Here is a 22794-nt window from a genome sequence, read left to right as displayed (position 1 = left end):
CAGCCAGGGAACGCTTTCTCGCGGGGGGTGGCCACCGGACCTGGGTCCGGAGGGCCGCCCCCCGCAGTCTCAGGCCGGATGCACGAGGGTGGGAGTGAGCATGTCTTTCTGGGACGGTCTGCGGCCGGGAGGCAGGGTCGCGCAGTTCGACTCGGGCAGCGCCGCCAGCAACGCCATCGAACTGACCAAGCGGCACTCCTCGGTGTCGCTGTCCAAGCAGGACGCGGCCACCGGCAACCTCCGGGTCAACCTGTCGTGGCGGATGCGGACCTCGGACATCGAGGGCCGCTCGAAGCAGGGCGGCCTGCTGCGCCACCCGCTGAAGATGTTCCAGCCCGACGTGGTGCAGGCGCACACGCAGGGCATGGTCAACGTCGACCTGGACCTCGGCTGCCTGTACGAGCTGACGGACGGCAGCAAGGGCGTCGTGCAGCCGCTCGGCGGCTTCTTCGGCGACCTCAACACCTCGCCGTACATCAAGCTCAGCGGCGACGACCGGTTCGGCGCGCCGTCCGGGGAGACGATCTTCGTCAACCTCGACCACCGCGACGAGATCAAGCGCCTGCTGTTCTTCGTCTACATCTACGACCAGACTCCGGCCTTCGACCGTACGCACGCCAAGGTCACGCTCTATCCGAGCAGCGGCCCCCGGGTGGAGATCGAGCTGGACGAGCGGGCCCCCGAGGCGCGCTCCTGTGCCGTCTTCTCCCTGGAGAACGTCAAGGGCGACCTGCTGGTGCGCCGAGAGGTGCGCTTCGTCTACGGCTTCCAGGCCGAGCTCGACCGCCTCTACGGCTGGGGCCTCCAGTGGGGCCGCGGCTACAAGACCAAGGCCTGAGGCGCACCCCCGCCCCCCGGCGGGCAGATCGCCGCCCGCCTGCCGGCATGGAAAGCGGGCAAGGGGTACCCGGTCGGCATGAAGACCGCCAATCCGGACCCCGATCCGCGCACCACCGCCGGGCTCGAACCCGGGGGCGGCGTCCCTCCGGGCGAGACACCGCCCGCGGAGGGCAGCACATCGGAGGCGGGGCCCCTGCAGGAGACGTCGCCGGGGTGGGGCAGGGCCCCGCTCACGGTGATCCTTGCGCTCGTCGTGGTGGTCGCCGGCTTCTTCCTCGCCTACGCCGTGGTGGTGTGAGGCGCACCGCGTCCTACGCGGTGGGGAGGAACTGCGGCCCCATCGGCGGCAGCCTGAAACCCGGGTCGGGCGCGGGCGCCGCGGCTGCGGCGGGCCTGGGATAGCCGTAGCCGTAGGGCCGGGGTGCCGCGGGCTGCGGGTAGCCGTACGCGGGCGGCGCGGCGGGCGCGGGCGCCGCGAGCGGATAGCCGTAGGTGGCGGGCGGCGGCGCGGCCGGGGGAGCGGCGTGCGTCCCGTTCGCGGCGGCGGGCGCGGGCGCCGACGCCTCGCCCGGCGCCCCTGGCGCCGCCCCGGCCTCCTCCGCCTCGTCGACCGAGATGCCGAAGGCGGTGGCGAGGCCCACGAGGCCTGTCGGGTAGCCCTGGCCGACCGCGCGGAACTTCCAGCCGTCGCCGCGCCGGTACAGCTCGCCGCAGATGATCGCGGTCTCCTCGCCGGTCTCGGGCCGCACGTCGAACACCGCGATCGGGTCGCCTTCGGGCGCGGTCGCGTCGTACAGCAGGATCCGCAGGTCCGGTACGTGCCCGAAGGGCTCGCCGTCCGAGGACGCCGCGAGCACCACCTGGTCCACGGACGCGTCGAGGGCGGCGAGGTCCGCCTCCACCGAGTCCGTGAGGCCGTCAGGGCGCTGCTTCTTCGCCAGCCGCCGCACGACGCCCGAGGGGTGGCGCGGCTGGTTGTAGAAGACGAAGTCCTCGTCGGAGCGCACCCGCCCGTCGCGCCCCAGCAGCAGCGCAGACGCGTCGACGTCCGGGACCCCCGCGCCCGGGGTCCAGCGCAGCACGGCCCGCACGGCCGTGGCGTCGAGCGGGACGTTGGAGCCCTTCAGCATCGCTTGCGTCATGCCGGACATCCTGCCTCCCCGCCCGTCGGCGGGACAACGCGGCCGGGGCCCGGGTGCGCACCCCGCGCGGCGCGCGCACCCTGGTGTGGCGGGACGGCAACCAGGATTTCACGCGGGGCGGGAACCGCCGACATCGATCCATACGTACTATTACCGGCCACCTGTGCGGGTGGCCGGTTCAGTGCTACGGGTAGTTCGGGGGATGACAGATGCGTCATTTCGGCCATGTCTCGCCGGAGGACCGGCAGCGCCTCTTCCACCGCGAGCCCGCGGAGTTCACCAGAGACGACCCCGCGGGCCTCCTCGCGACCGCCCTGGGCGCCACGCTCTACAGTCCCGCGACCCGGCCGCGCCTCGCCGACGCCGTCGTCAGACAGACCGGGCTCGGCGTGCGGTCCATGGTGCTCTGCCTTGAGGACTCCATCGCGGACGGCGAGGTCGCCGTGGGCGAGGCCAATCTCGTCGAGCAGCTCACCGAGCTGGCCGCGCGGGATGCCGAGACGCCGCTGCTGTTCGTCCGGGTCCGGGCGCCCGGACAGATCACGGACCTGGTGCGCAGGCTCGGCCCCGCGGCCCGGCTGCTGTCCGGATTCGTGCTGCCGAAATTCACCTACGAGCGCGGCGAGCCGTTCCTTGAGGCGCTCGCCGAGGCCGAGTACTCCTCGGGGCACCGCCTCTTCGCGATGCCCGTGCTGGAGTCGCCCGAGCTGCTGCACCTGGAGACCCGCACCAGCACCCTCGTCGACATCGCGACCGTCGTCGACAAGTACCGCGACCGCGTCCTCGCGCTGCGCCTCGGCGTGACCGACTTCTGCTCGGCGTACGGGCTGCGGCGCGCCGCCGACACGACCGCGTACGACGTGGGGATCGTCGCGCACGTCATCGCGGACGTGGTGAACGTGCTGGGCCGCGCGGACGGCAGCGGCTTCACCATCACCGGGCCCGTGTGGGAGTACTTCCGCCTCCAGGAGCGCATGTTCAAGCCGCAGCTGCGCGCCAGCCCCTTCGAGGAGGGACGTGCCCAGTCGCTCCGCAGGACACTGATCGAGCACGACCTCGACGGGCTGCTGCGGGAGATCGAGCTCGACCGGGCCAACGGCCTGCTCGGCAAGACCTGCATCCACCCCTCGCACGTCATCCCCGTGCATGCGCTCTCCGTGGTCAGCCACGAGGAGTACGTCGACGCGCGGGACATTCTGCGTCCGGAGCGCGGCGGCGGGGGCGTGCTGCGCTCCGCGTACACCAACAAGATGAACGAGGTGAAGCCGCACCGCGCCTGGGCCGAGCGCACCCTGCGGCGCGCCGAGGTGTTCGGAGTGGCGCGCGAGGACATCGGCTTCGTGGAGCTCCTCGCGGCAGGACTCGGCCGGTGAGGCGGGCGGCACCAGTGGCACCAGCGGAACGGGCGGCACCAGTGGAACGGGCGGAACGGGCGGAAGCGGAACGGGCGGAACGGGTGAGTTCGGCGGGATCAGTGGGATCGGCGGGATCGGCGGGATCGGTGGAGGAAGATGTGCGGCGGATGGCGCGTAGGGCCGACGAGGGGCGCGCGGCGCGGGTGACGACCGGCGGGGCACAGGGCGGCGGCCCGTGCGGCATCCCGGAGCCGGGGGATCCCTGGCCCGGCACCTGGGTCACCGAGCGGCTCGGCGTCGGGCTCGGCGGCGACCCCGGCCTGCGGGGCCTGCTGGGCCTCGCGCTGCGCGACAACCCCAAGCGCGCCCACCTGCTGGTCTCCACCGTGCTCGGCAAGCACGTGCCCCAGCTTCCCTCCGTGGTGCACGGCACCGGCGTACGGCTCGGGGAGCGGGTCGCCGGACTGCTCGGCGACAGCGTGCGCCGCGCGGTGGTCCTCGGATACGCGGAGACCGCGACGGCCCTCGGCCACAGCGTCGCCGACGGCCTGCGGCACGCCCCCTACCTGCACTCCACCCGGCGCCCCGTGGCCGGGGTCGTGCCGGCGGGCGGCTTCGAGGAGTCCCACTCGCACGCCTCCTCGCACCTGCTGCTGCCCGAGGACCCCGCGCTGCTCGCCGGGGACGGGCCGCTGGTGCTCGTGGACGACGAGTTCTCCACGGGCAACACCGTCCTCAACACGATCCGCGCGCTCCACGACCGCGCCCCGCGCGCCTGGTACGTGATCGTGGCGCTCGTCGACATGCGCTGCGCCGCGGACCGGGAGCGGTCCGCCGCGTTCGCCGCGGAGATCGGCGCGCGCGTCGACCTCGTCGCCCTCGCCTCGGGAACCGTGCGGCTGCCCGAGGGCGTGCTCGGCCGCGGCAGGGAGCTCGTCGCCGCGCACGCGGACGCGCAGACCCCGGGCGCCGCGGGGCTGGCCGCGGCGCCCGCGCCCGCGGAGGGCACGGTCGTACGCGCCCCGCTGGCATGGCCTGCCGGTCTTCCGGACGGCGGACGGCACGGCTTCCTCCCGGCCCACAGGCTCGTCCTCGACGCGGCGCTGCCCGGCATGGCGGCGGCCGTCGCGGCGGCCCTGCCGCAGAGCGCGCGGCGCGTGCTGGTCCTCGGCCACGAGGAGCTGATGTACGCGCCGCTGCGGATCGCGGAGGCGCTCCAGGCGCGGGGCGGCGCCGAGGTGCGGTTCTCGACCACGACGCGCTCGCCGGTGCTCGCCGTCGACGACCCCGGCTACGCGATCCGCAGCAGGCTCGTCTTCCCCGCCCACGACACCGCCCAGTTCCCCCCGGGGTCGCCGGACGGCTCCGGCCCCCGGTACGCGTACAACGTCGCGGGCGGGGGCTTCGACGCGGTCGTGCTCGTCGTGGACTCGGCCGGCGACACACCCGAACTCCACGCCCCCGGCGGCCTGTTGGCGCAGCTGACCGGGCAGGTGCCGCGGGTGGTGCTCGCCGTGGTCCCCACCTACGCGCCGGCCGCGGCACGGCCCGCGCCCGGGGGGCACGCGCCCGCCGCCCCCGAACGACAGGACACGCCCATGCTGCCCGAGCCGCTGCGCGGCCCCGCCTTCTCCTCGTACGCCCCCGACGAGGTGGGCTGGCTCCTCCAGGACCTGTCCGACGTGGAGTTGGAGGCGCCCACCGAGGAGCGCGAGGAGGCCATCCAGAGCGGCGGCGCGCACTACGCCGAGTCGCTGCCCGTCGAGTACCAGCCGAGCGCGGCCTACCAGGAGCTGTTCCGTGCCGCCCTCGACGCCTCGGCCGCCCGCGTCGCGCGGGCCGTGGGCGCCGTCACCGAGACCGTGCTCGCCGAACGCTCGCCGCGCCCCGTCCTGGTGTCGTTGGCCCGCGCGGGCACCCCGGTGGGCGTGCTGATGCGGCGCTGGGCCGCCCACCGGCACGGCCTCGACCTGCCGCACTACGCGGTCTCGATCGTGCGCGGCCGAGGCATCGACACCACCGCCATGCGCTGGCTCGCCGCCCACCACGACCCGGCGGACGTGGTGTTCGTGGACGGCTGGACGGGCAAGGGCGCCATTACCCGCGAACTGGCCGCGGCCATCGGGCGGTTCGAGGGGTTCGACCCGGAGGTCGCGGTGCTCGCCGACCCCGGCGGCTGCGTGCGGACGTACGGCACGCGCGAGGACTTCCTCATCCCGTCCGCCTGCCTCAACTCCACCGTCTCCGGGCTGATTTCGCGCACCGTGCTCCGCTCCGACCTGGTCGGCCCCGACGACTTCCACGGCGCGAAGTTCTACCGCTCGCTCGCCGGCGCCGACGTCTCCGGGCTGTTCCTCGACACCGTGTCCGCGCGGTTCGCCGAGGTGGCGGACGGCGTCGACGCCGACGCCAAGGACTTGCTCGCCGCCGACCGCGCGCCGACCTGGGCGGGCTGGGCCGCGGTCGAGCGGATCAGCGAGGAGTACGGCATCCACGACGTGAACCTCGTCAAGCCCGGCGTCGGCGAGACCACGCGGGTGCTGCTGCGCCGCGTCCCCTGGCGCGTCCTGGCCGCGCGCGGCGCCGGCGCGGACCTCGACCATGTGCGGCTGCTCGCCGCGCAGCGTGGTGTGCCGGTCGAGGAGGTCGACGGACTCCCGTACAGCTGCGTGGGGTTGATCCACCCGCGTTTCACCCGCGGCGCGAGCGGCGCGGACGGCAGGGCGGTGCCCGCGCTGTGAGCGACCCGCGCGCCGTGGTCGCGAGCGACCTGGACCGTACCCTCGTCTACTCGGCCGCCGCCCTCGGCCTGACCGTGCCGGACGCCGTCGCGCCCCGGCTGCTGTGCGTCGAGGTGTACGGGGGCAGGCCGCTGTCGTACCTCACCGAGACCGCGGCGGGGCTGCTGGACGCGCTCGCCCGCGCGGCGGTCTTCGTGCCGACGACGACCCGCACGAGGGAGCAGTACCGACGTATCCGACTGCCCTGCCCGCCACCGGGGTTCGCGATCTGCGCCAACGGCGGCCACCTCCTCGTGGACGGGGTCTCCGACGCGGCGTGGCAGGCACGGGTCGCCCGGCTGCTCGCCGACGCCTCAGCGCCGCTCGCCGAGGCGCGCAAGCGGCTGACCGCCGGCGCCGACGGGGCCTGGCTGCTCAAGGAGCGGGTCGCGGAGGACCTGTTCGTCTACGCGGTCGTCAACAGGGCCTTGATGCCGCAGAGTTGGCTGGACGATCTGGCCGAGTGGGCGGCCGGGCGCGGCTGGTCGGTCTCCCTCCAGGGCCGCAAGGTGTATGTCGTGCCGCAGCCGCTGACCAAGAGCGCCGCCCTCGCCGAGGTGGTGCGGCGCACCGGCGCGGACCTCACCCTTGCCGCGGGCGACTCCCTCCTCGACGCCGACCTGCTCACGGCCGCGGACCGCGCCTGGCGCCCCGGCCACGGCGAGCTGGCCGACGCGGGGTGGACGGCGCCCGGCGTCACCGCCCTCCCCACCGCCGGCGTGCTGGCGGGCGAGGAGATCCTGCGCGCGTTCCTGCGAGCGGCCACGGAGTGAGCGTGGGCGCGCTGTCCGGCCGCCTCCGCGCCCCTGGCCTGCGGGTTCGCGGTGCCGGACGGTGGCGCGCCGGGGCGGCGGGCGCTTAGCCTGCCAGGTGGACGGACGGCCCGAGCCGCTGCCCGCCCGACGCATGCCCTGTCCGTTCCGCCGACCGGGCCGCCCGCCGACCGGCCCGCCAGCCCGCAGCCCTGTCTGCCCCGCCCGTCCCGCCCCCCCGTCCGTCCGCCAGCGCCAGAAACGGATGCCCGTGCCGTACGCCTCAGCCCCCTTCGACTTCGACGCCGTCGACCTCGCCGCCGTGCGCCGCCGCCACCACACCAAGTGGGAGGGCGCGGGCGACGGCGTCCTCGCGCTCTCCGTCGCCGAGACCGACTTCGCGCCCGCGCCGCCCGTCGCCGCGGCCCTCGGCCGCGCGCTCGCCGACGGCGACCTCGGCTACGCGCCGCCCGGCGCGCTCGGGCTGCCCGCCGCCTTCGCCGCGTTCGCGGGGCGCCACTGGGGGTGGCACCCGGACCCGGCCGCCGCCGTGCCGGTGCCGGAGGTGATGGTCGGCGTGGTGGAGGCGCTGCGGGTGCTGACCGCGCCGGGGGACGGCGTGGTCGTGGAGACGCCCGCGTACGGCCCGTACTTCCGGGTGCTGCGCGAGACGGGCCGCACCCTCGTGCCCGTACCGCTGCTGCGGACGGAGGACGGCTGGCGGCGGGACACCGAGGGGCTGCGCCGCGCGTTCGCCGGGGGCGCGCGGGCGATGCTGCTGTGCAACCCGCACAACCCCACCGGCTTCCTCGCGGACCGCGCGGCGCTCACTGCCGTCGCGGGGCTCGCGGCGGAGCACGGCGTCGCGGTCCTCGCGGACGAGATCTGGGCACCCCTCGTACTGGACGGCGCGCCCGGCTTCGTCCCGTACGCCACCCTGCCGCAGGGGGACGGGGCCCGCACGGTCGTCCTCACGTCGGCGTCGAAGGCGTACAACGTGCCCGGACTCAAGTGCGCCCTGCTCCTGCCGGTCACCGAGGCCGCCGCGGCGGCGCTGCGCGGCCTGCCCGAGCTGGTCTCCCACCGGATCTCCCTGCTGGGGGTCCTCGCGGGAGAGGCGGCCTTCGCCGAGGGCGACGCGTGGCTCGCGGGCCTGCGCGCGTACCTGGGCGAGGGCCGCGACCTGCTGACCCGCAGCCTCGCCGAGCACGCGCCCGCGATCGGGTACACGCCCCAGGCCGCGACCTATCTCGCCTGGCTCGACCTGCGGGGCCTGCCGGGCGGCGCGCCCACCGCCGCCGAGGTGGAGCGGCGCACCGGCGTGCGGCTCTCGGACGGCGAGGAGTACGGCGCGCCGGGCTGGGCGCGGCTCAACTTCGGCACGAGCACGGCCGTGCTCGAAGAGGCCGTACGGCGGCTGCACGCCCTGTGACGCGCGCCCGAGGCCGGGGCCGCGGGCCGCGGGCGGGCGCCGTGGCGGGGCCGCGACGCGCGGCCGGTTCCGCGCGCGGCGGTGCCGTACGGGGCCCCGCGGGTCAGCCGCAGCCGCAGGCACCGCCGCAGCAACCGCCACCGCCGCCGCTCGGCGCGGGGGCGTCGCCGCCGCGGGCGGTGCCCCCCACGGAGACGGTCGACAGCAGCTTGACGGTGTCGTCGTGCCCGGCGGGACAGGGCGCGGGCGCCGCGGACTGGGCCATCGGCCGCCGGAGTTCGAACGTGGCGCCACAGGCGCGGCAGCGGTATTCGTAACGAGGCATGGTCCGAGCGTAGCCGGTGCGGGGCGGTCGCGGCCGGGGGCGCCCGCGATCCGCACGGCCCGCTCCCGGGGCCTGAGCGTACGGACCCCGCACGGTCCGCGCCCGCCGGGGTGTACGAGTCGGCGGGGCGCACGCCCCCGGGCCCGCAGGCGGCCGGCTCGGCGCGCCGCAGGTCGCTGCCCGCGCCGGGGCGTACGACCCCACCCCGGGGCGTACGACCTCACCCCGGCGCGGACGTCCGCGCCGGGGCGTGGCGGACGCCCGCGGGACAGGCGGGCGCCGGTGGCTCAGCGCGGTCGCCGGTCGCCGCCCGCGCGCTCCTCGCGGATCTCGGTGACCACCCGGGCCGCCGTCTCGCGCACGGCCTCCATCTCGGTGAGGAAGTGCCAGTAGTCGGGGTGGCGCCCTTCGAGGCCGGCGAGCGCGCGGTCGATCCGGCCGACCGCGTCGTCCAGTGGCCGTGCGTGCCGCGGGTCGGGCGTGCTGCGGCCCGCCATGGCGAGCCGCTGCGCGTCGCGCACCGCGAACCGCGCCCGTTCGACCTCCCGCTGCGGGTCCTTCTGCACGGCGTTCAGCCGCTGGAGGCGATCGCCCGCGGCGGACACCGCCTCGTCCGTGTCGTTCAGCAGCGCCCGTACCGTGCCGAGCAGCGCCGTCGCGTCCGGCCAGCGCTGCTCCTCGCGGGCCCGCGTCGCCTCGGCGAGCTTGGCCTCGGCCTGGCGCACGTTCTCACCGGCCTGCGCGGGCACCGACTGGAGGTCCTGCCAGCACGCGGCGGAGAACCTGCGCCGCAGCTCGCTCAGCACCGGCTCGACCGAGGCCGCCCGGTTGGCCAGCGCCTGTGCCCGCGTGCGCAGCGACACCAGGCGGCGGTCGATCTCCGCGGCCCGCTCGGGCAGCCGCTCCGCGTCCCGCCTGACACCCTCGGCCTCCCGCAGCACCCGGTCGGCGCGCTGGAGTGTCTCGGGGACGCCATGGCGGCCCGCACCCTCGTTGAGCCTGGTCAGCTCGGGGGAGAGGGCGGCGAGCCGGGCCGCGAGGTCGTCGGCGCGCAGGCCCGAGCCGCGCACCGCGTCGAGCGCGTTGCTCGCGCCGAGCAGCGCCTGCTTCGCCCGCTCCACGGCCGGGGCGAGCCGCGCGAGCTGCGTCTCCGCGTCCCCCAGCAGCGGGCCGATGCCCTGGGCGAAGCGTTCCAGCTCGCCCTTGACCCGGTCGAGGTCGTCCTTGGCCTTCGTCAGCTCGTTGTGCGCGCGGGTCGCCGTCGCGAGGTCGAGGTCGGGCCGGTCCAGGTCGTGCGCGTCCACGGCGGAGATGTAGCGGCTGCTCACCTCGTCGATCCTGCGCCCGAGCGCCGCGAAGTCGTCGAGCGCCTCGCGGGCCCGCGGGCCGCTGTCGACCGCGCTGATCGTCTCGACGGAGATCCGCAGGTCGCGCTGGGCGGTGTCCAGCTCGTAGAACGACTCGGCCGCCGCGTCCTTCGCGGCCTGCGCCGCGGCGCGCTGCTGCTCGCTGCCGCCGCGCCCGCCCCCGAACCAGCGCCTGCCGCCGCCCCCGCTCGCGAGCGCGGCGGGCACCGCCGCCACCAGCAGCGGAACGGGCAGCAGCACCAGCGCGCAGAGATCGCGGAAGACGCCGGACCCGCGGCGCCGCGGGCCCGGGGCCGTGCGGGCACCGCGTACGGCGGTCTTCTCTGCCGGGCCAGTCGGGTCATGGACGGCGCGCGCCCTCGCTCCCGAGTCTCCGGAGCCCCCGGAGTGCGGATGCGCGTGTGTCACATGCCTCTCCCGTGCCGGTTGCGTCCTGCCGGTTCATTGTCCCACCCGGCAAGGACGAACACACGGGTCGGTCAGTTCGCCGCCCGCACCGAGACACCGCCGTTGGCCGCGTGCGCCTTCACCGCGTGCGGGCTCGCGTCGTCGCGCGGCACGCCGACGTCGGTCCTGCCGTTCCCGCTGCCCGCGTCGACCGCGTACGCGGTGCGGCCCTTCGGCAGGCTGATCCGGATACGGCCGTTGTGGCTGACGGCCTCGACGTCGTCGGGGACGGTGGAGAAGCCGAGGCTGACCGCGCCGTTGCTGCTCCGCGCCGTGGCCTTCCCGCCGGTGAGCCCGGTCCCGGTCACCGACCCGTTGCGGGAGCTGAGGCTGACGGGTCCCGAGCTGTCCCGCACCTCGGCGCTGCCGTTGGACGTGCGCACCGACACGGCCGTACGGAAACCGGACGCGGTGACGGCGCCGTTGCCGCTCCTGACGGTGACCGCGACGTCGCGCGGCACGGTCACCGTGTGCCGGGCGTCGCAGTCCGCGGCGAGACCCGAGCACGTCACCCTGAGCGTCAGCGTGTCCCCGGCCAGCCGCCACGACGCGTCGGGCCCGCTGCCGAGGAACACCCAGCCGCCGACCTGCCGCCGCACCCGTACCCCCGTGACGTCGCCCGGCACCACCCGCACCCCCGAGTCGTCGGCGTCGACGGTCAGTTTCCTGCCGCTGAACGCGAAGGTGTGCTCCCGCACGGGCGCGTGCGACACGTCGGAACCGCAGGCCGTCGCGGTGGCCCCCACCGCGACGGCCCCGCAGAGGGCGAGTACGGCACGGGCGCGGGTGCCCGGGTGAGGGCGGGCGGTGGTGGTCACGGTGATCGGTCCCCCAGGGTCGGACGGCTCGGTGTCGAGCGGTGCTCCCACCGTAGGAGCCGCACCGCGCCCCGCCGATCCGGCCGGCCACCGTCCCGTGGTGGGGCGAACCCCCCTCTTCCGCGGCCCGGCCGGGTGTGCGGCCGCGCCCCGCCCGCCATGTACCCTGTTGCCTCCACGGGTGCGTAGCTCAGGGGTAGAGCGCTGCTCTTACAAAGCAGATGTCGGCGGTTCGAAACCGTCCGCGCCCACCATTCGTAGTGGCTGGTCAGAGGCCCAATCGTGATTGCACCCGAGCGTCACGAACGGGCCTGAATCCACAAAGAGTCCACAACCCCAGGCGGTCAAGCCGTCAAGTCTCGGGGCTGGGCTAAGTGCCCGATCTGTCCTACGATGCAGCAAGAAGGAGGCCCCCACCCGTTTCGGTCGGGTGGGGGCCTCTTGCCTGCGGGGCGTTCCTCCCCAGGTGTTGCTCCGCAGGGGTCCTTGTCGGCAGTGTCAGCCCCAGCCGAGGTCGTTGAGCGTCGAGGCCGGCGCGGGCTGGGCCAGCGATGCGTCTGGGGCAGTCGGCGCGGACGCGGAGTCAGACTTCCCCCAGCCCAGATCCTGCTGGCTCGCCATCGGCCGCACCGCGGGGCGGTCGGCTCCGATATGCCCGGCCGCGACCGGGAGGGCGCCCGCCACGATCAGCGCTGCGGTGGCGATACGGACGGCGAGTGCGCGCACGACGGGGCCTCCTTCTGTACGGCGCCTGTTCGCGGCGCCCCGATGAGTACGTTCAGTACGTTGACATATGCGCACGGCCACCGCCAGAGTCTTCCGCGTGCAGGAATCGGCAATGCGGGAATCCGCGAAATGCGGTGACTGTGTGGGGGGATTGAGCGGGATGGATGACGGGCTGACGAGTCGAGACCGAGAGGCGTACCGCCTCCTTACGGAAGGCGCTGACGTCCCCGAGCCGGACATCGAGCGCCTGGTCGGCCTCGGCCTGGCCGACCGCGAGGCATGGGTCGCGGGAATGTACGCGGCGCTCGATCCCCGCGGGGCCGCGCGCCGCCAGCTGGCCGACGCTCGCGCCGAGTTGGAGCGCGCCGCCGCCCGCCTCGCGGACGTTCCACACCTTGACGGCCTCGCCACCTACTGGGACCCGGAGCGCTGGTACAGCGGTGCCGCGGCTGAGTTCCTTCCGACGCCGGAGGAGATGAACCGGCGCATCGGTGACGTGTCAGCGGCCGCGGAGGTGGAGACGTGGACTGCGCAGCCGGCGCGGCCTGTCGACCGGGACCCGGAGGTTCAGCGCGCGGGCGTCGAGCGCATGGTCGGCGTCCTGGAGCGCGGCGTGCGCGCCCGTTCGCTCTACCCCGCCTCTGCGGTCTGCCACGGCCAGACGCGGGCGTACGTGGACAGCATCATCGAGGCCGGCGCCGAAGTGCGCGCGGTCGACATGCCGTTCCCCCGGATGCTGATCATCGACGCCAGGCACCTGTTCATCGACAACCTCGTCGTCGAGGACGCGAGCAGCAACTCCGGTTGGCACGTGTTCGACCGGGCCATCGTCATGTGGGCCCGCAGTATCTTCTCCCTCTTCTGGGACGCCGGACGCCGATGGCAGGACACCTCCCCGACGGATGGCACCCTCAGCGCGCGCCAGGCGCTCATCCTGCGGGAGCTGGCGGCCGGGTACGACCAGGAGCAGACGGCCGCCCGGGTCGGCGTCGGCGCCCGCACCGTCGGCAAGGAGCTGGCGGAGGCGCGGGCGGCGCTCGGCATGCACACCACGGCTCAGCTGATGGCCTGGTGGGGGCAGATGGCCGTCACTCGATCAGGGGATGGCCCGCGGAGGTCTGCGTCGTAGAGTGGGCGGCCCCGGGAGGGGCAGGCGTGACTCCCCTCATGCGCCTGAGACGGGCCTCCCGCGTGCCTGTGGTGGTCAGCGGGGAGGCTGGCCCTGCGGGAGCGACGCCCCCTGCCGGATAGCTCGGCGGGGGGCGTCGTGCGTTCAACGTAGACCGCCCCACACCTTTCTGGGTGTGGGGCGGGGCGCCTCGACTGGGTCGTGGCGCCGGGCGGCGCGACCTGGCGGAGACGAGTACGCCGGTCGGCCGCGCACGCGCCGCGCGAGCGGGTCGCGCGGCGCAGCTCACTTTGTAGGGCGGACCCTACAGACACAAGATCGCCAGCAGGCGAGCGTGAGGAAGTGCCGCCCCTTCCGCCGCCCAGTGACCGCGTGCTCGCGCGCCGCCGCGCCATCGGTCGCCAGATCCGGGATGCTCGTCTCGCGGCCGCGCGCACTCAGGAGGACGTCGCGCTGCGGGCGGAGATGGACCGAGCGTCCTATGTGCGGATCGAGCAGGGGCAGGCGAGCCCGCTTCTGGACACCCTCATCCGCATCGCCGACGCGCTCGGCGTGCCGCTCGCGCATCTCGTACGAGACGAGTAAGGCCCCGGCCGCCGTGGTGGCGGCCGGGGCTCCAGAGGGCGGTGGCTCAGCGCTCGGCTTCGACGATCAGCGTGCCGATGTGGCCGGCCTCCGGCGCTCCGAGCACGCGCGCCTCGGCCGAGCGGAACCCGGCGCGCAACAGCAGCCGCTCCCAGACCTGGGGCTTGTAGCTGTAGCGGTAGGTGAACATCGCCTTGCCCGCGAAGCCGCCCTTGTACATGCCCTGCGGCCCGTAGGCGCCCGGGATCGCGGGCGGCTGCGAGAACACGAATCGGCCGCCCGGGGTGAGCCGTTCGGCGACGAGGGGGAACAGCAGGTTCGGCGGTGCGAACCAGGCGGCGCCGAAGATGGAGTAGATCGCGTCGAAGGTGCCCGACGTCTCGCGCAGGTAGTCGAGCACTTCGCCCTGCTCGAACTGCGCGCCTGTCGCCGACCACCGCTCGGTCACCTTCGCGACCATCACGGGCGAGAGGTCCAGGCCCGTCGCCTTCACCCCGCGGGTGGCGAGGAAGGCCAGCGCGCGCCCGGTGCCGCACCCGATCTCCAGGACCGTGTCCGGCTCGCCGAGCAGCTCGGGGCCGGGGCCGTGACCTGCGTACTGCGTCCAGCAGAACGACGGTTCGGCGTCGGCCTTGAACGCCGACTCGGCGAACGTGTCCCAGAGCTCGGTCTCGGCGGCGATGTCGTGCAGTGCAGGCACGGGCGTTCCTTCGTGGATGCGGATGGACGGCGGCCCTCGCCCGCCGGAGCGGACGAGGGCCAGGGTAGAGCGTCAGTGACTGTCGGGGACCTTGTCGTCGCAGGGCGAGCAGTTGGCGCCGTCGATGGCCCACAGTTCCTCGTCGACGGGCCAGCCCTGGGAGCGCAGGAAGTCGCCGGTGCGCAGGCACAGGCCGTCACTGCGGCGCTCGATGAACGGTGCGTGGTGCTTGAAGCGGCCCTCGTTGTAGAGGCGGCAGATTCCCCACCACACGGGCGTGTCGAGGATCAGCTGGTGAACGCCGATGTCGACGAGCTGGCCGACGCCGAGGTGGACGTCGGGGTTCTCGATGGAGCCCATGACGTACATGATCGCGTTGCCGAGAATGCGTTCTGCCATGTCACGGACCATGGTGTGGTCGCGCAGGAGCAGGGCGACCTCGCGGTCCCACAGGCTCATGCCGCTGTCGAACACGTTGGTGGTCAGTTCCGTGATGTGCGGGGCGACCGCGTTGAGGATGGCCTGCGGATCGCGGGTCCTCGTCTGCTCTGCGGTCGCGATGACTGCTGTGCTCATGTGCTGTACGTCCCTTCGTGGGGGTGGTGCACTGCACTTACGGACCCCGCCCAGGGCGGCGGCTGCCGGAATGGCTCGGGGCGGGGGTGTTGGTTGCTCCGGCCGAGAGCGGGGCGCGCGGTCGGCCGGAGCAGGGCCCCGCCGCGGATCTCCGCCGTCCGTCGAGCGGGGCAGCCTCGCGCGCGGCCGATCCGTCGGCGGACGCGTGCGAGGCGGTCGGGTGGGCTACTCGGTGGGCCCGTAGCGGGCCAGGAGCCACGCGGCATCCGCAGCAAGCAGCCCGAGCTCGACGTGGGCGGCGAGGACGCCGTCGCCGAGCCCGCGCGCGGCTTGGTACTCGATGCCGTCGAGCCGCGACCGCAGGGAGTACCACCGCGGGTCTCCGTGCCACAGCTCCTCGACGGCGCGGCGCGCGGCGGGCATCATCTGCCCGATGTGGAGGGCGAGCTGGTCGGCGAGGTGCGCCATCTCGATGTGCCGCCCCTGTCCGCGGCGGACTTCGCCGGCGCGGTCGATGGTGGCCTGGATGGCGGCCGTGCTGGCCGCGGTGGTCGTCATGAGGCCCGGCCCAGGTGGAGGTACGGGGCCACGGCCTCGCGGAGGTGCGTGTACAGCTCGTCGGTGGTGAGCGTGTCGATCGGGGTGAGGCCGTGCCGTTCGCGGCAGTCGGCGCAGGCGTAGAGGTCGGCGGCGCCACCGCCGCTGACAGGCGGGTAGGTGGCGACGAGGCGGGCCGTCGTGGAAGTGCCGGAGTGCCAGTGGCAGAGGCGCTCGGCAGGCCCGGCGGCGGAGGTCCGGGTGTCCATGCCGAGGACCGTACGAGTGCCTCGCCGAGACCGGGGGCCGTGATTCTCGAATATTCTCCGTCAGGGCACGAAGTGGCCCGTATGGGCTACGACTCGACCCGCGCGCGAACCCCAGCGATCAGGCGGTGAGCCGTCGGCCCGTAGACCGCGGCCTCGGCGAGGCGGTCCCAGACGCGCCGGTACGTCGCCAGGCTGTCGGCGTCATCCAGCCACAGCTCAGCGTGCCAATCCTCGGTGATGGCCAAGCGGTTGTCGTAGAGCCAGAAAGCGTTGGCGGGCGGGATCGGCACAGGCGCGCCAAGGGGCACGATCCCCAGGCGGACGGTGTCCATGCCCACCGTGCCCGCGAGCCTGTCGAGCTGCCCCACCATCACGTCCGGCGCAGCGATACGCGCGTGAAGGGCGGCTTCCCACATGACGATGTGGAAGACCCGGCCGGGCCGGTAGAGGAGCTCCTGCCGTCGTATGCGGGCCCGGACAGCGGCCTCCGTGTCGCGCGGCGACTGCTGGAGGTCGGCGTACGCAGAGAAGATGCTGCGGGCGTAGTCGGGCGTCTGGAGGATGCCGACCACCATGGCGCCCTCCCAGGCCCGCAAGTTGGTGGAGCGCTCGTACTCGACGCTGAGCGCGTCCTGCACCGGGCGGTGGCCGGCGGCGAGCTGGCGGCGCCACGAGCGTGTGTGCGACTCCATCCCGGAGAGCCGGGCGTGCAGTTCCGCGCTCGCGTCGCTGTGGCCGGTTGCCTCGGCCCACGCGGTGAGGTCGGCTGAAGTCGCCGTCTGCCGACCGGTCTCAAGCTTGCTGATCTTGGATTGCGGCCAGCCGAGCCGGGCCGCCAGTTCCCTGCCGGTAACCTCGGCGCGCAGCTCACGCAGCCGCGCGCCGAGGGCCACCCTGGCCTGCTGGAAGTCCGTGCTCACGCGGGCAGGCTACCCGGCAACCCGGTACGGGGAGGCGTGGTGCCAGGCAGCCTCACGGGCCTGCGCGTACCGGAGCACCTCGACGGGGGGTAGTGATGAGCTCGACGCCGGTCATCTCGTCGGCGTCGTCGAAGTGGAGCAGGGCGACCACGCGCGAGTCGAAGATCCAGAAGTCTTCGGCGGGCAGACGGAGGTGGTCCGCCTCGGCGCGGGTGAGGGTGCGGATGTCCTCGCCTACCTCGGTGTTGCGGCGTGCGTTGTCGAGCAGGTACCGCTGCCCGATCGTCGGCGGCTCGTCGAGCAGCCTCACGCGCTCGAACCGCTTGCCGAGTTCGTGCTGCCTGCGGCGCTCCACGCACCATGGGTCGTCGAGGTCCCAATCGGCCCGACCTTCGGCGAGGAATTGATGGTAGGTGTCGGTGGCTTCGTCGGATGCGTACCGACGGCGCGTCTCCAACCGCCATGCGGAGTGTCGGAGGCTGGAGAACATGCCGGTGAACTCGTCGAAGCTGATGGATTGCGGCACGTGCACAGGTTCCTGCGGGCCGAAATTGGCGAGGAGCTCGCGGGGCACCGTGACGGCGCTCTCGCCGCGCGCCAGGTCCAGCTGCGCGAGCTCGCCCGGGTCGGTGACGGGGTCGCCTTGGACGACGTAGGTGTCGGAGGCGGGCTCGGTGTAGAGGGTCGGGCAACCGTCGTTGCCGCTGTTGGTGCCGACCTTGCGGAAGATACGCACGTTTGATTCTCCCTCGCTCGCTGATTCTGTCGCGCACCGTAGCGCCATAGAGGCAGCCTGCAACAGGGCGCGTAGGGGAGGCGTGCAGGAGGTGATCAGCGGCGCGCACCCTCGGACTCCTTGGCGAGTGCTGCGAGGCACCGCTTGCAGGTAACCGAGTCATCCGTCGGGACCGGGAAGTGGTAACGGCTGAGTGCATAGAGGCTGGCGCAGCACTTCGGTGCTCGACCGCCGCGGAGCTGCTTGTACGCGCGACCGGGTGCGTGAGCGGCACCGGTGTGGGTCATCAGGCTCTGGGCCACCGGGGTCCCCTCGGGGTCAGGCGGCGAGCAGGAGGCGGGCGGCGAGCTGGTGGTAGCAGCGGGCCCCGCGCAGGCCTGCAGTGCAGGTGCAGTTGGTCGGGTGGGTGAGGTAGGTCTCGGTGCCGTCGGTGGAGACGACCGCGAAGACCGCGCCCCGGACGGGGACGATCGCGGCGTCCTCGATGAGCTCGCGGGCGGAGGCGATCTGGTGGGGCTTGTAGTCGGTGGCGTCAACGGCGGCGTGGCGGATGTGTCGGGCGCAGGTGGGGCCGTATCCGGTGGCGATGGAGTGGGCGGAGGTGAGGCGACGGCCGCAGCGGAGGCAGTGGGCGTGGGTCTCGGTGCTGGCCATCGGGGTCCCTCTCGCTCTTGGTGTACGTACACCTTAGACATAGGTGTACGTACACCGCAAGGGGTTTCCGCCATCCATCTGTACGTACACCCGCTACCATCGGCCCATGCCGAACGCCCCACGCACACAGCACCGATCCGTACGGATCCCGGACGACGACTGGAAAGACCTCGCCGACCGCGCTCCCAGCGGCGACCGCGCCGCCGTGATCAAAGACCTCGTCGCCTGGTACCTCCGGCGTCCCGGCGCGAAGCTGCCCCGGCGGCCGGCCGAAGACGGGACCAGCTCATGAGTGACACGGCAGACCTGATCGCGTTCGTGCGGGCCCGGCTCGACGAGGAAAGTGCTGCGATCGAGGCGCCAGAGACCTGGACAGCGTTCGAGGAGAACGAACAGACCGGGACCCGCCGAGTCGATGTGGACTACTCGTTCGAACGCGTCGTCGCATGCACCCGGTCATGGCGAGGGGTGCACATCGAGCGTCAAGACCCGGCTCGCACCCTGCGCCGCATCGCCGCGCAGCGCGCCATCCTCGACGCGTACGAAGCCGCAGCTGCCGCCGTGGACACGCCGGAGAACCTCGTCTCGTCCCACTGGCAGGGCGACTCCGGGTACGTGAACGGCCTGTGGTTCGCGGTCGAACAGACCGCCGCGATCTACTCCGACCATCCCGATTACCAGGCCCGTTGGGGGTCCGCGTTCCTCGAACAGCCCGAGTAAAATCGGGCATGTCCCCAGCCTCCGCCAGTTCCACGCGCCCGCTGGACCAGATCAACGCCGACATACGCGCCACCCGGAACGGGCGCGACGAGCCGCGGCTCTCGGCCGCCGAGGAAGAACTGGCCACGCGCCGGGCCCGCAAGGGCGGGCGCCCCAGAAAGGACACCACCGAGTGAACGACTTCAGAGACCTGATCGCCTTCGTCCAGGCCCGACTCGATGAGGACGAAGCGGTGGCCAATGCACCCGCCGACGCAGCATGGGCGACGACGGCGTGGACCTTCCACTCGGGCGACAATCCCTATGTTGACCTGGGCACTCAGCACCTCGACAACGTCAGCGCCCTCAACGCGGCGGAAATGGAACACATCGCCCGCCACGATCCGGCCCGCGTCCTGCGCCGCACCGCCGCTGCGCGAGAACTCCTGAGCCGGTATGAAGCGATGGAGGCGGATGTGCCCGTCGTGACGGGCGTCGAGGCGATCCTCTCGGAGTACCGGCGCGCCATCCTGCCGCAGCTGGCAGCGGAGTGGGCAGACCACCCGGATTACCAGGAGACATGGCGCGCTTGACCAGTAGAATTGGGTCATGTCCCCGGCCCCCGCAGCCAGTTCCGCGCGCTCGCTTGAGGTCATCAACGCCGACATACGCACCCTCTGGGCCGGCCGCACCGAGCCCCGCCTCACCCCGATCGAGCGCGACCGTTACCACCAGCTCCTTGTCGAGTACGCCGAGGCGGTCCGCGCCGTAACAGTGCTTGCCGCCTAAGCTCTCCCGGCGTGGCAATCGAACTCACCGACGAACTGATCGAGCTGGAGAGACGCGCCTGGGTCGAGCAACAGGCCGGCGCCCTCACCGTGGATACGGCGGTCGCCGTACAGGCCGCCATCACCGCACACGCAGAGGCCACCAAGCAGGGCCGGATGGCCGTCGAGATGGCCCTGAAGAAGCACGTACGACACCCAGACCCCGACGAGTAGCCGAGCACGCCAGAGGCCCCGCCGACGATTCGGAGAGGCCTCTCGCGCACGGTGCTGTTACTCGTCGTCCGGCGTCGGGATCGCCTGAGCCGTACGCCGATCCACACGGTTGACCGCATCCCGCAGCGACGACCCCGAGTTCGGACGCAGCTCGTGCTCGATCGCGTCCAGCCTCGCCATCACCCCCGGTCGCGCAGGCACCCCCGGCCGCGGCGGGGTCCCCTGCCAGTCGTCGATGAACTCGTCGATCCTCGCCCACCGCTTCCCCACCCAGCGAGCGCCGGCCCCGGCCACGCCGAGGACAGGGATAGCCACCCCGGCGACGGCCGCCGCGGTGTCCCAGCTCATGCGGCCAAGCCGACGTTCTTGCGGAAGAGCCGCGCCGCCTGCACCTTGGCCGACACGGTGGTGGGCTTCCACAAGCCGAAGTGGCTGAGCACGCCCGTACCGAAGGAGACGAGGGAGAGCACCGCGGCGGTGCCCCAGCTCCAGCCGTCGCCCGCGTTAGCCCACTCCACGACGAACCCGTTGATCGTGCTGAGCGCCAGGAGGAGGACGGCCTTCGTGCCGCCGCTGGTGACCTTCGTGGTGACCAGGCCGACGAGGACCGGCAGCAGCACCGAGGTGACGAGGCCGAGCCAGTACGCGAGGTCGAGGTGTATCTGAGACATGTGTTCTTCCGTTCTGTGATCAGGCGACGGTGAAGCCGTGCTTCGCGCCGAGCGCCGTTGCGGAGGTCCTGCCGGGGATTCCGTTCACGTCGGCGCCGGACCAGCCGAGCCCGTGGGCCTTGCTGTACGCCTTCTGCCAGGCGCTGTTGGCCGTGATGGTGGTGGACCCGAAGCTCCCGTCCGATGCGTACTTCGCGGGGAGGAGGCCCTCAGCCCTGAGCGCGGCCTCGTAGATCTTCACGTCGGCCGGGTGCGTGGTACCGCCCTGTGGCAGGCCGGGGTCCCGCTTGGCCGCGGCGATCAGGTTCGCGAGCGACACCTTCGGCTTCGCCGGTGCGGCGGCCGGGATGTCGTGGCCCTGGTCGTGCGCGAGCAGGGACCAGGTCGTCGGGCCGGGGATGCCGTCCGCGTCCGAGCCGGTCCAGCCCTGTGCCTTCTGAAACGCCTGGGTGGCCGCTCCGTCCGCGGCCTGCGTCCACTTCGGGCCGGGCCCGACCTTGTAGAACCGGGAGCCGCCGCGCGCGCACAGCCAGGTGCCGAGCTGCGTCACATGCGCGTTGTTCGCGCCCGGCCCGAACGCCGAGGCGCCCGGGAACCCGTCGTCCGGGGACGGGGCGCTGCCGGGCGTCCACTGCCCGAAGTCGCTGACCATGCCTGTGTTCAGGTCGCAGGACACCCCGCCGATGGTGCTCTGCGCGCCCTGCCGGATGTGCGCCCGCGCGTCCCACTGCCCGCCCGACCAGGCCGCGGTCTGCCACGCCCAGGTCGCCTTCTTCGCGTCGAGGGCCCGCTTCACCGGGTAGTACCCGCCGTAGATACCGACCCGCGCGCGGCCGATGACGGACGCGGCGCCGTCGAGGTAGGCGTTGATGGCGGTCTGCTGGCCGGGGGTGGAGTCGAAGTCCACCGCGAAGTAGATCGGCCGGTCGCCCGGCATGCCCGCGGCGGCGGCCTGGGACGCGGCGGTCTTCGCGTCGGCCGTGCCGCCGGTCTTCCCGGCGAGGGCCCGGTCTGTGGTGGTCTCCCACACCACGACGGACGCGACGTCGTGCGCCGCCAGGTCGTCCGCCTCGGTGCGGGTCAAGTTCTTGCTGTGGTCGCTGGAGAGGTAGCGGCAGGCGAACTTCTTGCCCGCGGCCTTCAGCGCGGCGCCGCCGGGGTGGCTCCACGCGTAGTCAACGCCGGGGGTGCTCATGCAGAGGCTCCGTTCAGAATGGGCTGGACGACATCGCCGCCGTCCCGGAGGAGGGCCCCGAAGTCGGCCCAGGAGAGCCACGCGTGGCCGTTGTCGCCCCAGCTGGTGCCCCAGCTGTTGCGGATGCGGATGCGCTTGTTCTCGACGTCGTTGCCGACGATGCAGACCTGGTGACCGCCGCCGATGCCGCTGGACGGGTCCGCGTGGATGGCGTTCGTAGCGTCCGGCGTGAACATCGCGTTGTACCAGGTGACCCCGATGCTGATCGGGCCCGTGTTGAGCATGCGCAGCGCGGTCGCCAGGTCGCGCGCGTGTCGGAACGAGTGGATCAGGCCCCGCTTCTCCAGAGCCTGCATCGACCACGGTCCCGTCGAGCCGGTGTCGTCCGGCGGGTAGTTCCCCGGGATCTGCGAGTCGTCCAGCTTCGTCTCCAGCTCGTACAGCTCGACGGCATCGTCCTCGGTGTAGGCGACGCCCGCGTGCCCGTACGGCGCGGTCACCAGGGTGCCCAGCGCAGCGTTCGCGGTGCAACTGCCGATCCGGCCCTGGTCGAAGGGCGGGACGAACTCCTCGTGCTCGACGGTCTTGATCGGCTCGGTGTGGTCGACGACCGCCGCGAGGCGCGGCGGCAGCGCGTCGTGGACCTGGTGTCGGCCGAGCCGGTACGGGGCGTCCGGCGACTCGGTGAAGCGGCGGAAGGCAGGGACAATAGGCATGATCTCTCCAGGTTGTTGCAGGTCAGGGGGTAGGCCAGGAGGAAGTGACGCGGAGGTTGGTGTTGTTGCCGATGGTGCCGTTCGCAGAGCGGAGCACGATCGTGCCGTCGGGGTTGATCGTGCACTCGCCGTCCGCGAGACCCTGGCCCCACTGCCCGTTGATGACCTCTCCGGGCTGCCAGTTGACGGGCAGCACGCACATCTGGGTGTCGGTGATGTTGCCGCCGCTGCTGGTCATGTCGCCGCCGGTCCGCGTCACGAAAACGTCGACGTACGTGATGCCGCTGCGCTTCTTCCCGGAGAACGCGGACACCGTGAAGCCAGTCGCCGCGACCAGCCCGGTCGTCGTTGTGTCGTCGTACTCACTGTGGTCGTTCAGCCGGTCGGCGGTGATCCGCATCCCCGCGAGCCATTGCGTCATGG

30 protein-coding genes, 1 tRNA gene and 1 pseudogene are annotated in these 22794 nt (G+C 73.2%); 15 read left to right on the top strand and 17 right to left on the bottom strand.

All coding sequences use genetic code 11. The annotated features are described in order from the left end of the window. The first annotated feature begins 100 nt into the window (after positions 1-100). Positions 101-838: a TerD family protein gene (locus ABEA77_RS07465; protein WP_345643124.1), complete on the top strand. Its 738-nt coding sequence runs from the start codon at positions 101-103 to the stop codon at positions 836-838. Between the two features lie 78 nt (positions 839-916). Beyond that, complete coding sequence (locus ABEA77_RS07460) at positions 917-1138, top strand: DUF6480 family protein (RefSeq protein ID WP_345642916.1); 222 nt, start codon at positions 917-919, stop codon at positions 1136-1138. Between the two features lie 13 nt (positions 1139-1151). Here the strand turns inward: ABEA77_RS07460 and ABEA77_RS07455 are convergent, their stop codons facing one another. Then, a complete protein-coding gene (locus ABEA77_RS07455; RefSeq protein ID WP_345642914.1) occupies positions 1152-1982 on the bottom strand; it encodes a TerD family protein in 831 nt (276 codons plus the stop codon). Positions 1983-2191: 209 nt separating this feature from the next. On the opposite strand from ABEA77_RS07455, the gene ABEA77_RS07450 reads away from it, so the two are divergent. From ABEA77_RS07450 to ABEA77_RS07435, 4 genes are all read left to right on the top strand, one after another. Beyond that, positions 2192-3355 (top strand): HpcH/HpaI aldolase/citrate lyase family protein, encoded by a 1164-nt coding sequence (locus ABEA77_RS07450; protein WP_345642911.1) that lies wholly within the window; start codon positions 2192-2194, stop codon positions 3353-3355. Positions 3356-3504: 149 nt separating this feature from the next. Then, positions 3505-6078 carry a phosphoribosyltransferase gene (locus ABEA77_RS07445; protein WP_345642908.1) on the top strand — a complete coding sequence of 858 codons (2574 nt, stop codon included), beginning with the start codon at positions 3505-3507 and terminating at the stop codon, positions 6076-6078. Beyond that, positions 6075-6890 carry an HAD family hydrolase gene (locus ABEA77_RS07440; protein ID WP_345642905.1) on the top strand — a complete coding sequence of 272 codons (816 nt, stop codon included), beginning with the start codon at positions 6075-6077 and terminating at the stop codon, positions 6888-6890. The genes ABEA77_RS07445 and ABEA77_RS07440 overlap by 4 nt, the downstream gene beginning before the upstream one ends. A 250-nt stretch (positions 6891-7140) precedes the next feature. Further along, positions 7141-8301, top strand: coding sequence for a MalY/PatB family protein (locus tag ABEA77_RS07435; RefSeq protein WP_345642904.1), 1161 nt, complete (start codon positions 7141-7143; stop codon positions 8299-8301). A 103-nt stretch (positions 8302-8404) separates the two neighbouring features. Here ABEA77_RS07435 and ABEA77_RS07430 read toward each other — a convergent pair whose 3' ends face one another. The 3 genes from ABEA77_RS07430 to ABEA77_RS07420 all read right to left on the bottom strand — a co-directional run bounded on the left by ABEA77_RS07430 (position 8405) and on the right by ABEA77_RS07420 (position 11258). Continuing rightward, entirely contained in the window at positions 8405-8626 is a 222-nt protein-coding gene (locus ABEA77_RS07430; RefSeq protein ID WP_345642901.1) for an FmdB family zinc ribbon protein, read from the bottom strand. Between the two features lie 287 nt (positions 8627-8913). Beyond that, positions 8914-10236, bottom strand: coding sequence for a hypothetical protein (locus tag ABEA77_RS07425; RefSeq protein WP_345643122.1), 1323 nt, complete (start codon positions 10234-10236; stop codon positions 8914-8916). Between the two features lie 236 nt (positions 10237-10472). After that, positions 10473-11258 (bottom strand): DUF4097 family beta strand repeat-containing protein, encoded by a 786-nt coding sequence (locus ABEA77_RS07420; protein ID WP_345642898.1) that lies wholly within the window; start codon positions 11256-11258, stop codon positions 10473-10475. Between the two features lie 179 nt (positions 11259-11437). Here ABEA77_RS07420 and ABEA77_RS07415 point away from each other — a divergent pair. Next, positions 11438-11512: transfer RNA gene (locus ABEA77_RS07415), tRNA-Val, on the top strand. 244 nt (positions 11513-11756) lie between these two features. Here ABEA77_RS07415 and ABEA77_RS07410 read toward each other — a convergent pair. Next, positions 11757-11984 (bottom strand): hypothetical protein, encoded by a 228-nt coding sequence (locus tag ABEA77_RS07410; RefSeq protein ID WP_345642895.1) that lies wholly within the window; start codon positions 11982-11984, stop codon positions 11757-11759. Between the two features lie 160 nt (positions 11985-12144). Between ABEA77_RS07410 and ABEA77_RS07405 the strand changes: the two genes are divergently transcribed. Continuing rightward, positions 12145-13113 carry a hypothetical protein gene (locus tag ABEA77_RS07405; RefSeq protein ID WP_345642893.1) on the top strand — a complete coding sequence of 323 codons (969 nt, stop codon included), beginning with the start codon at positions 12145-12147 and terminating at the stop codon, positions 13111-13113. Positions 13114-13455: 342 nt separating this feature from the next. After that, on the top strand, positions 13456-13698 hold the full coding sequence (locus ABEA77_RS07400) for a helix-turn-helix domain-containing protein (RefSeq protein WP_345642890.1): 243 nt from the start codon (positions 13456-13458) through the stop codon (positions 13696-13698). A gap of 46 nt (positions 13699-13744) precedes the next feature. Here the strand turns inward: ABEA77_RS07400 and ABEA77_RS07395 are convergent, their stop codons facing one another. The 7 genes and pseudogenes from ABEA77_RS07395 to ABEA77_RS07365 all read right to left on the bottom strand — a co-directional run bounded on the left by ABEA77_RS07395 (position 13745) and on the right by ABEA77_RS07365 (position 18090). Further along, the gene (locus ABEA77_RS07395) at positions 13745-14398 is read right to left on the bottom strand and encodes a class I SAM-dependent methyltransferase (RefSeq protein ID WP_345642888.1); all 654 of its coding nucleotides are present in this window, start codon (positions 14396-14398) and stop codon (positions 13745-13747) included. 72 nt (positions 14399-14470) lie between these two features. Beyond that, entirely contained in the window at positions 14471-14974 is a 504-nt protein-coding gene (locus ABEA77_RS07390; RefSeq protein WP_345642885.1) for a glycine-rich domain-containing protein, read from the bottom strand. Positions 14975-15199: 225 nt separating this feature from the next. Further along, positions 15200-15532: a DUF6415 family natural product biosynthesis protein gene (locus ABEA77_RS07385; RefSeq protein ID WP_345642883.1), complete on the bottom strand. Its 333-nt coding sequence runs from the start codon at positions 15530-15532 to the stop codon at positions 15200-15202. Further along, positions 15529-15780: a hypothetical protein gene (locus ABEA77_RS07380; protein ID WP_345642881.1), complete on the bottom strand. Its 252-nt coding sequence runs from the start codon at positions 15778-15780 to the stop codon at positions 15529-15531. Before ABEA77_RS07380 ends, ABEA77_RS07385 begins: the two co-directional genes overlap by 4 nt. A gap of 86 nt (positions 15781-15866) precedes the next feature. After that, positions 15867-16700 carry a helix-turn-helix domain-containing protein gene (locus tag ABEA77_RS07375; protein ID WP_345642879.1) on the bottom strand — a complete coding sequence of 278 codons (834 nt, stop codon included), beginning with the start codon at positions 16698-16700 and terminating at the stop codon, positions 15867-15869. 9 nt (positions 16701-16709) lie between these two features. Next, positions 16710-17484 (bottom strand): annotated as a pseudogene (locus ABEA77_RS07370) (DUF6879 family protein). Between the two features lie 270 nt (positions 17485-17754). Beyond that, complete coding sequence (locus tag ABEA77_RS07365; RefSeq protein WP_345642876.1) at positions 17755-18090, bottom strand: DUF6011 domain-containing protein; 336 nt, start codon at positions 18088-18090, stop codon at positions 17755-17757. A gap of 106 nt (positions 18091-18196) precedes the next feature. Between ABEA77_RS07365 and ABEA77_RS07360 the strand changes: the two genes are divergently transcribed. Genes ABEA77_RS07360 through ABEA77_RS07335 form a run of 6 tightly spaced genes read left to right on the top strand, consistent with a single transcriptional unit; the run spans position 18197 to position 19789 of the window. Next, on the top strand, positions 18197-18382 hold the full coding sequence (locus ABEA77_RS07360; RefSeq protein WP_345642873.1) for a hypothetical protein: 186 nt from the start codon (positions 18197-18199) through the stop codon (positions 18380-18382). After that, on the top strand, positions 18379-18810 hold the full coding sequence (locus ABEA77_RS07355; RefSeq protein ID WP_345642871.1) for a DUF6221 family protein: 432 nt from the start codon (positions 18379-18381) through the stop codon (positions 18808-18810). Before ABEA77_RS07360 ends, ABEA77_RS07355 begins: the two co-directional genes overlap by 4 nt. 8 nt (positions 18811-18818) lie before the next feature. Beyond that, complete coding sequence (locus tag ABEA77_RS07350) at positions 18819-18986, top strand: hypothetical protein (RefSeq protein WP_345642869.1); 168 nt, start codon at positions 18819-18821, stop codon at positions 18984-18986. Next, positions 18983-19381, top strand: a complete 399-nt coding sequence (locus tag ABEA77_RS07345) for a DUF6221 family protein (RefSeq protein WP_345642867.1) — start codon at positions 18983-18985, stop codon at positions 19379-19381. Before ABEA77_RS07350 ends, ABEA77_RS07345 begins: the two co-directional genes overlap by 4 nt. A gap of 16 nt (positions 19382-19397) precedes the next feature. Then, positions 19398-19577 (top strand): hypothetical protein, encoded by a 180-nt coding sequence (locus ABEA77_RS07340; protein ID WP_345642866.1) that lies wholly within the window; start codon positions 19398-19400, stop codon positions 19575-19577. A gap of 11 nt (positions 19578-19588) precedes the next feature. Then, on the top strand, positions 19589-19789 hold the full coding sequence (locus ABEA77_RS07335) for a hypothetical protein (protein WP_345642864.1): 201 nt from the start codon (positions 19589-19591) through the stop codon (positions 19787-19789). A 57-nt stretch (positions 19790-19846) separates the two neighbouring features. Here the strand turns inward: ABEA77_RS07335 and ABEA77_RS07330 are convergent, their stop codons facing one another. Genes ABEA77_RS07330 through ABEA77_RS07310 form a run of 5 tightly spaced genes read right to left on the bottom strand, consistent with a single transcriptional unit; the run spans position 19847 to position 22792 of the window. Continuing rightward, positions 19847-20137 carry a hypothetical protein gene (locus ABEA77_RS07330; protein ID WP_345642861.1) on the bottom strand — a complete coding sequence of 97 codons (291 nt, stop codon included), beginning with the start codon at positions 20135-20137 and terminating at the stop codon, positions 19847-19849. Then, positions 20134-20460 carry a hypothetical protein gene (locus ABEA77_RS07325; protein WP_345642858.1) on the bottom strand — a complete coding sequence of 109 codons (327 nt, stop codon included), beginning with the start codon at positions 20458-20460 and terminating at the stop codon, positions 20134-20136. The genes ABEA77_RS07330 and ABEA77_RS07325 overlap by 4 nt, the downstream gene beginning before the upstream one ends. 19 nt (positions 20461-20479) lie before the next feature. After that, positions 20480-21655, bottom strand: a complete 1176-nt coding sequence (locus tag ABEA77_RS07320; protein WP_345642856.1) for a peptidoglycan-binding protein — start codon at positions 21653-21655, stop codon at positions 20480-20482. Further along, positions 21652-22371, bottom strand: coding sequence for a C1 family peptidase (locus tag ABEA77_RS07315; RefSeq protein ID WP_345642855.1), 720 nt, complete (start codon positions 22369-22371; stop codon positions 21652-21654). The genes ABEA77_RS07320 and ABEA77_RS07315 overlap by 4 nt, the downstream gene beginning before the upstream one ends. A gap of 22 nt (positions 22372-22393) precedes the next feature. Further along, complete coding sequence (locus tag ABEA77_RS07310; protein ID WP_345642853.1) at positions 22394-22792, bottom strand: hypothetical protein; 399 nt, start codon at positions 22790-22792, stop codon at positions 22394-22396. Positions 22793-22794: the final 2 nt, after the last annotated feature.

This window comes from Streptomyces tremellae (genome assembly GCF_039540215.1).
Lineage (GTDB): Bacteria > Actinomycetota > Actinomycetes > Streptomycetales > Streptomycetaceae > Streptomyces > Streptomyces tremellae.
This window is presented reverse-complemented; position numbering and strand designations above follow the sequence as displayed.

Bases quoted from the DNA above. Each gene is read 5' to 3' on its own strand.
- ABEA77_RS07325 (WP_345642858.1), bottom strand. From the start codon at position 20,460: ATGTCTCAGATACACCTCGACCTCGCGTACTGGCTCGGCCTCGTCACC.
- ABEA77_RS07350 (WP_345642869.1), top strand. From the start codon at position 18,819: ATGTCCCCAGCCTCCGCCAGTTCCACGCGCCCGCTGGACCAGATCAAC.
- ABEA77_RS07360 (WP_345642873.1), top strand. From the start codon at position 18,197: ATGCCGAACGCCCCACGCACACAGCACCGATCCGTACGGATCCCGGAC.
- ABEA77_RS07355 (WP_345642871.1), top strand. From the start codon at position 18,379: ATGAGTGACACGGCAGACCTGATCGCGTTCGTGCGGGCCCGGCTCGAC.
- ABEA77_RS07330 (WP_345642861.1), bottom strand. From the start codon at position 20,137: ATGAGCTGGGACACCGCGGCGGCCGTCGCCGGGGTGGCTATCCCTGTC.
- ABEA77_RS07340 (WP_345642866.1), top strand. From the start codon at position 19,398: ATGTCCCCGGCCCCCGCAGCCAGTTCCGCGCGCTCGCTTGAGGTCATC.
- ABEA77_RS07430 (WP_345642901.1), bottom strand. From the start codon at position 8,626: ATGCCTCGTTACGAATACCGCTGCCGCGCCTGTGGCGCCACGTTCGAA.
- ABEA77_RS07315 (WP_345642855.1), bottom strand. From the start codon at position 22,371: ATGCCTATTGTCCCTGCCTTCCGCCGCTTCACCGAGTCGCCGGACGCC.
- ABEA77_RS07320 (WP_345642856.1), bottom strand. From the start codon at position 21,655: ATGAGCACCCCCGGCGTTGACTACGCGTGGAGCCACCCCGGCGGCGCC.
- ABEA77_RS07445 (WP_345642908.1), top strand. From the start codon at position 3,505: ATGGCGCGTAGGGCCGACGAGGGGCGCGCGGCGCGGGTGACGACCGGC.
- ABEA77_RS07310 (WP_345642853.1), bottom strand. From the start codon at position 22,792: ATGACGCAATGGCTCGCGGGGATGCGGATCACCGCCGACCGGCTGAAC.
- ABEA77_RS07460 (WP_345642916.1), top strand. From the start codon at position 917: ATGAAGACCGCCAATCCGGACCCCGATCCGCGCACCACCGCCGGGCTC.
- ABEA77_RS07390 (WP_345642885.1), bottom strand. From the start codon at position 14,974: ATGAGCACAGCAGTCATCGCGACCGCAGAGCAGACGAGGACCCGCGAT.
- ABEA77_RS07380 (WP_345642881.1), bottom strand. From the start codon at position 15,780: ATGGACACCCGGACCTCCGCCGCCGGGCCTGCCGAGCGCCTCTGCCAC.
- ABEA77_RS07385 (WP_345642883.1), bottom strand. From the start codon at position 15,532: ATGACGACCACCGCGGCCAGCACGGCCGCCATCCAGGCCACCATCGAC.
- ABEA77_RS07405 (WP_345642893.1), top strand. From the start codon at position 12,145: ATGGATGACGGGCTGACGAGTCGAGACCGAGAGGCGTACCGCCTCCTT.
- ABEA77_RS07455 (WP_345642914.1), bottom strand. From the start codon at position 1,982: ATGACGCAAGCGATGCTGAAGGGCTCCAACGTCCCGCTCGACGCCACG.
- ABEA77_RS07465 (WP_345643124.1), top strand. From the start codon at position 101: ATGTCTTTCTGGGACGGTCTGCGGCCGGGAGGCAGGGTCGCGCAGTTC.
- ABEA77_RS07365 (WP_345642876.1), bottom strand. From the start codon at position 18,090: ATGGCCAGCACCGAGACCCACGCCCACTGCCTCCGCTGCGGCCGTCGC.
- ABEA77_RS07450 (WP_345642911.1), top strand. From the start codon at position 2,192: ATGCGTCATTTCGGCCATGTCTCGCCGGAGGACCGGCAGCGCCTCTTC.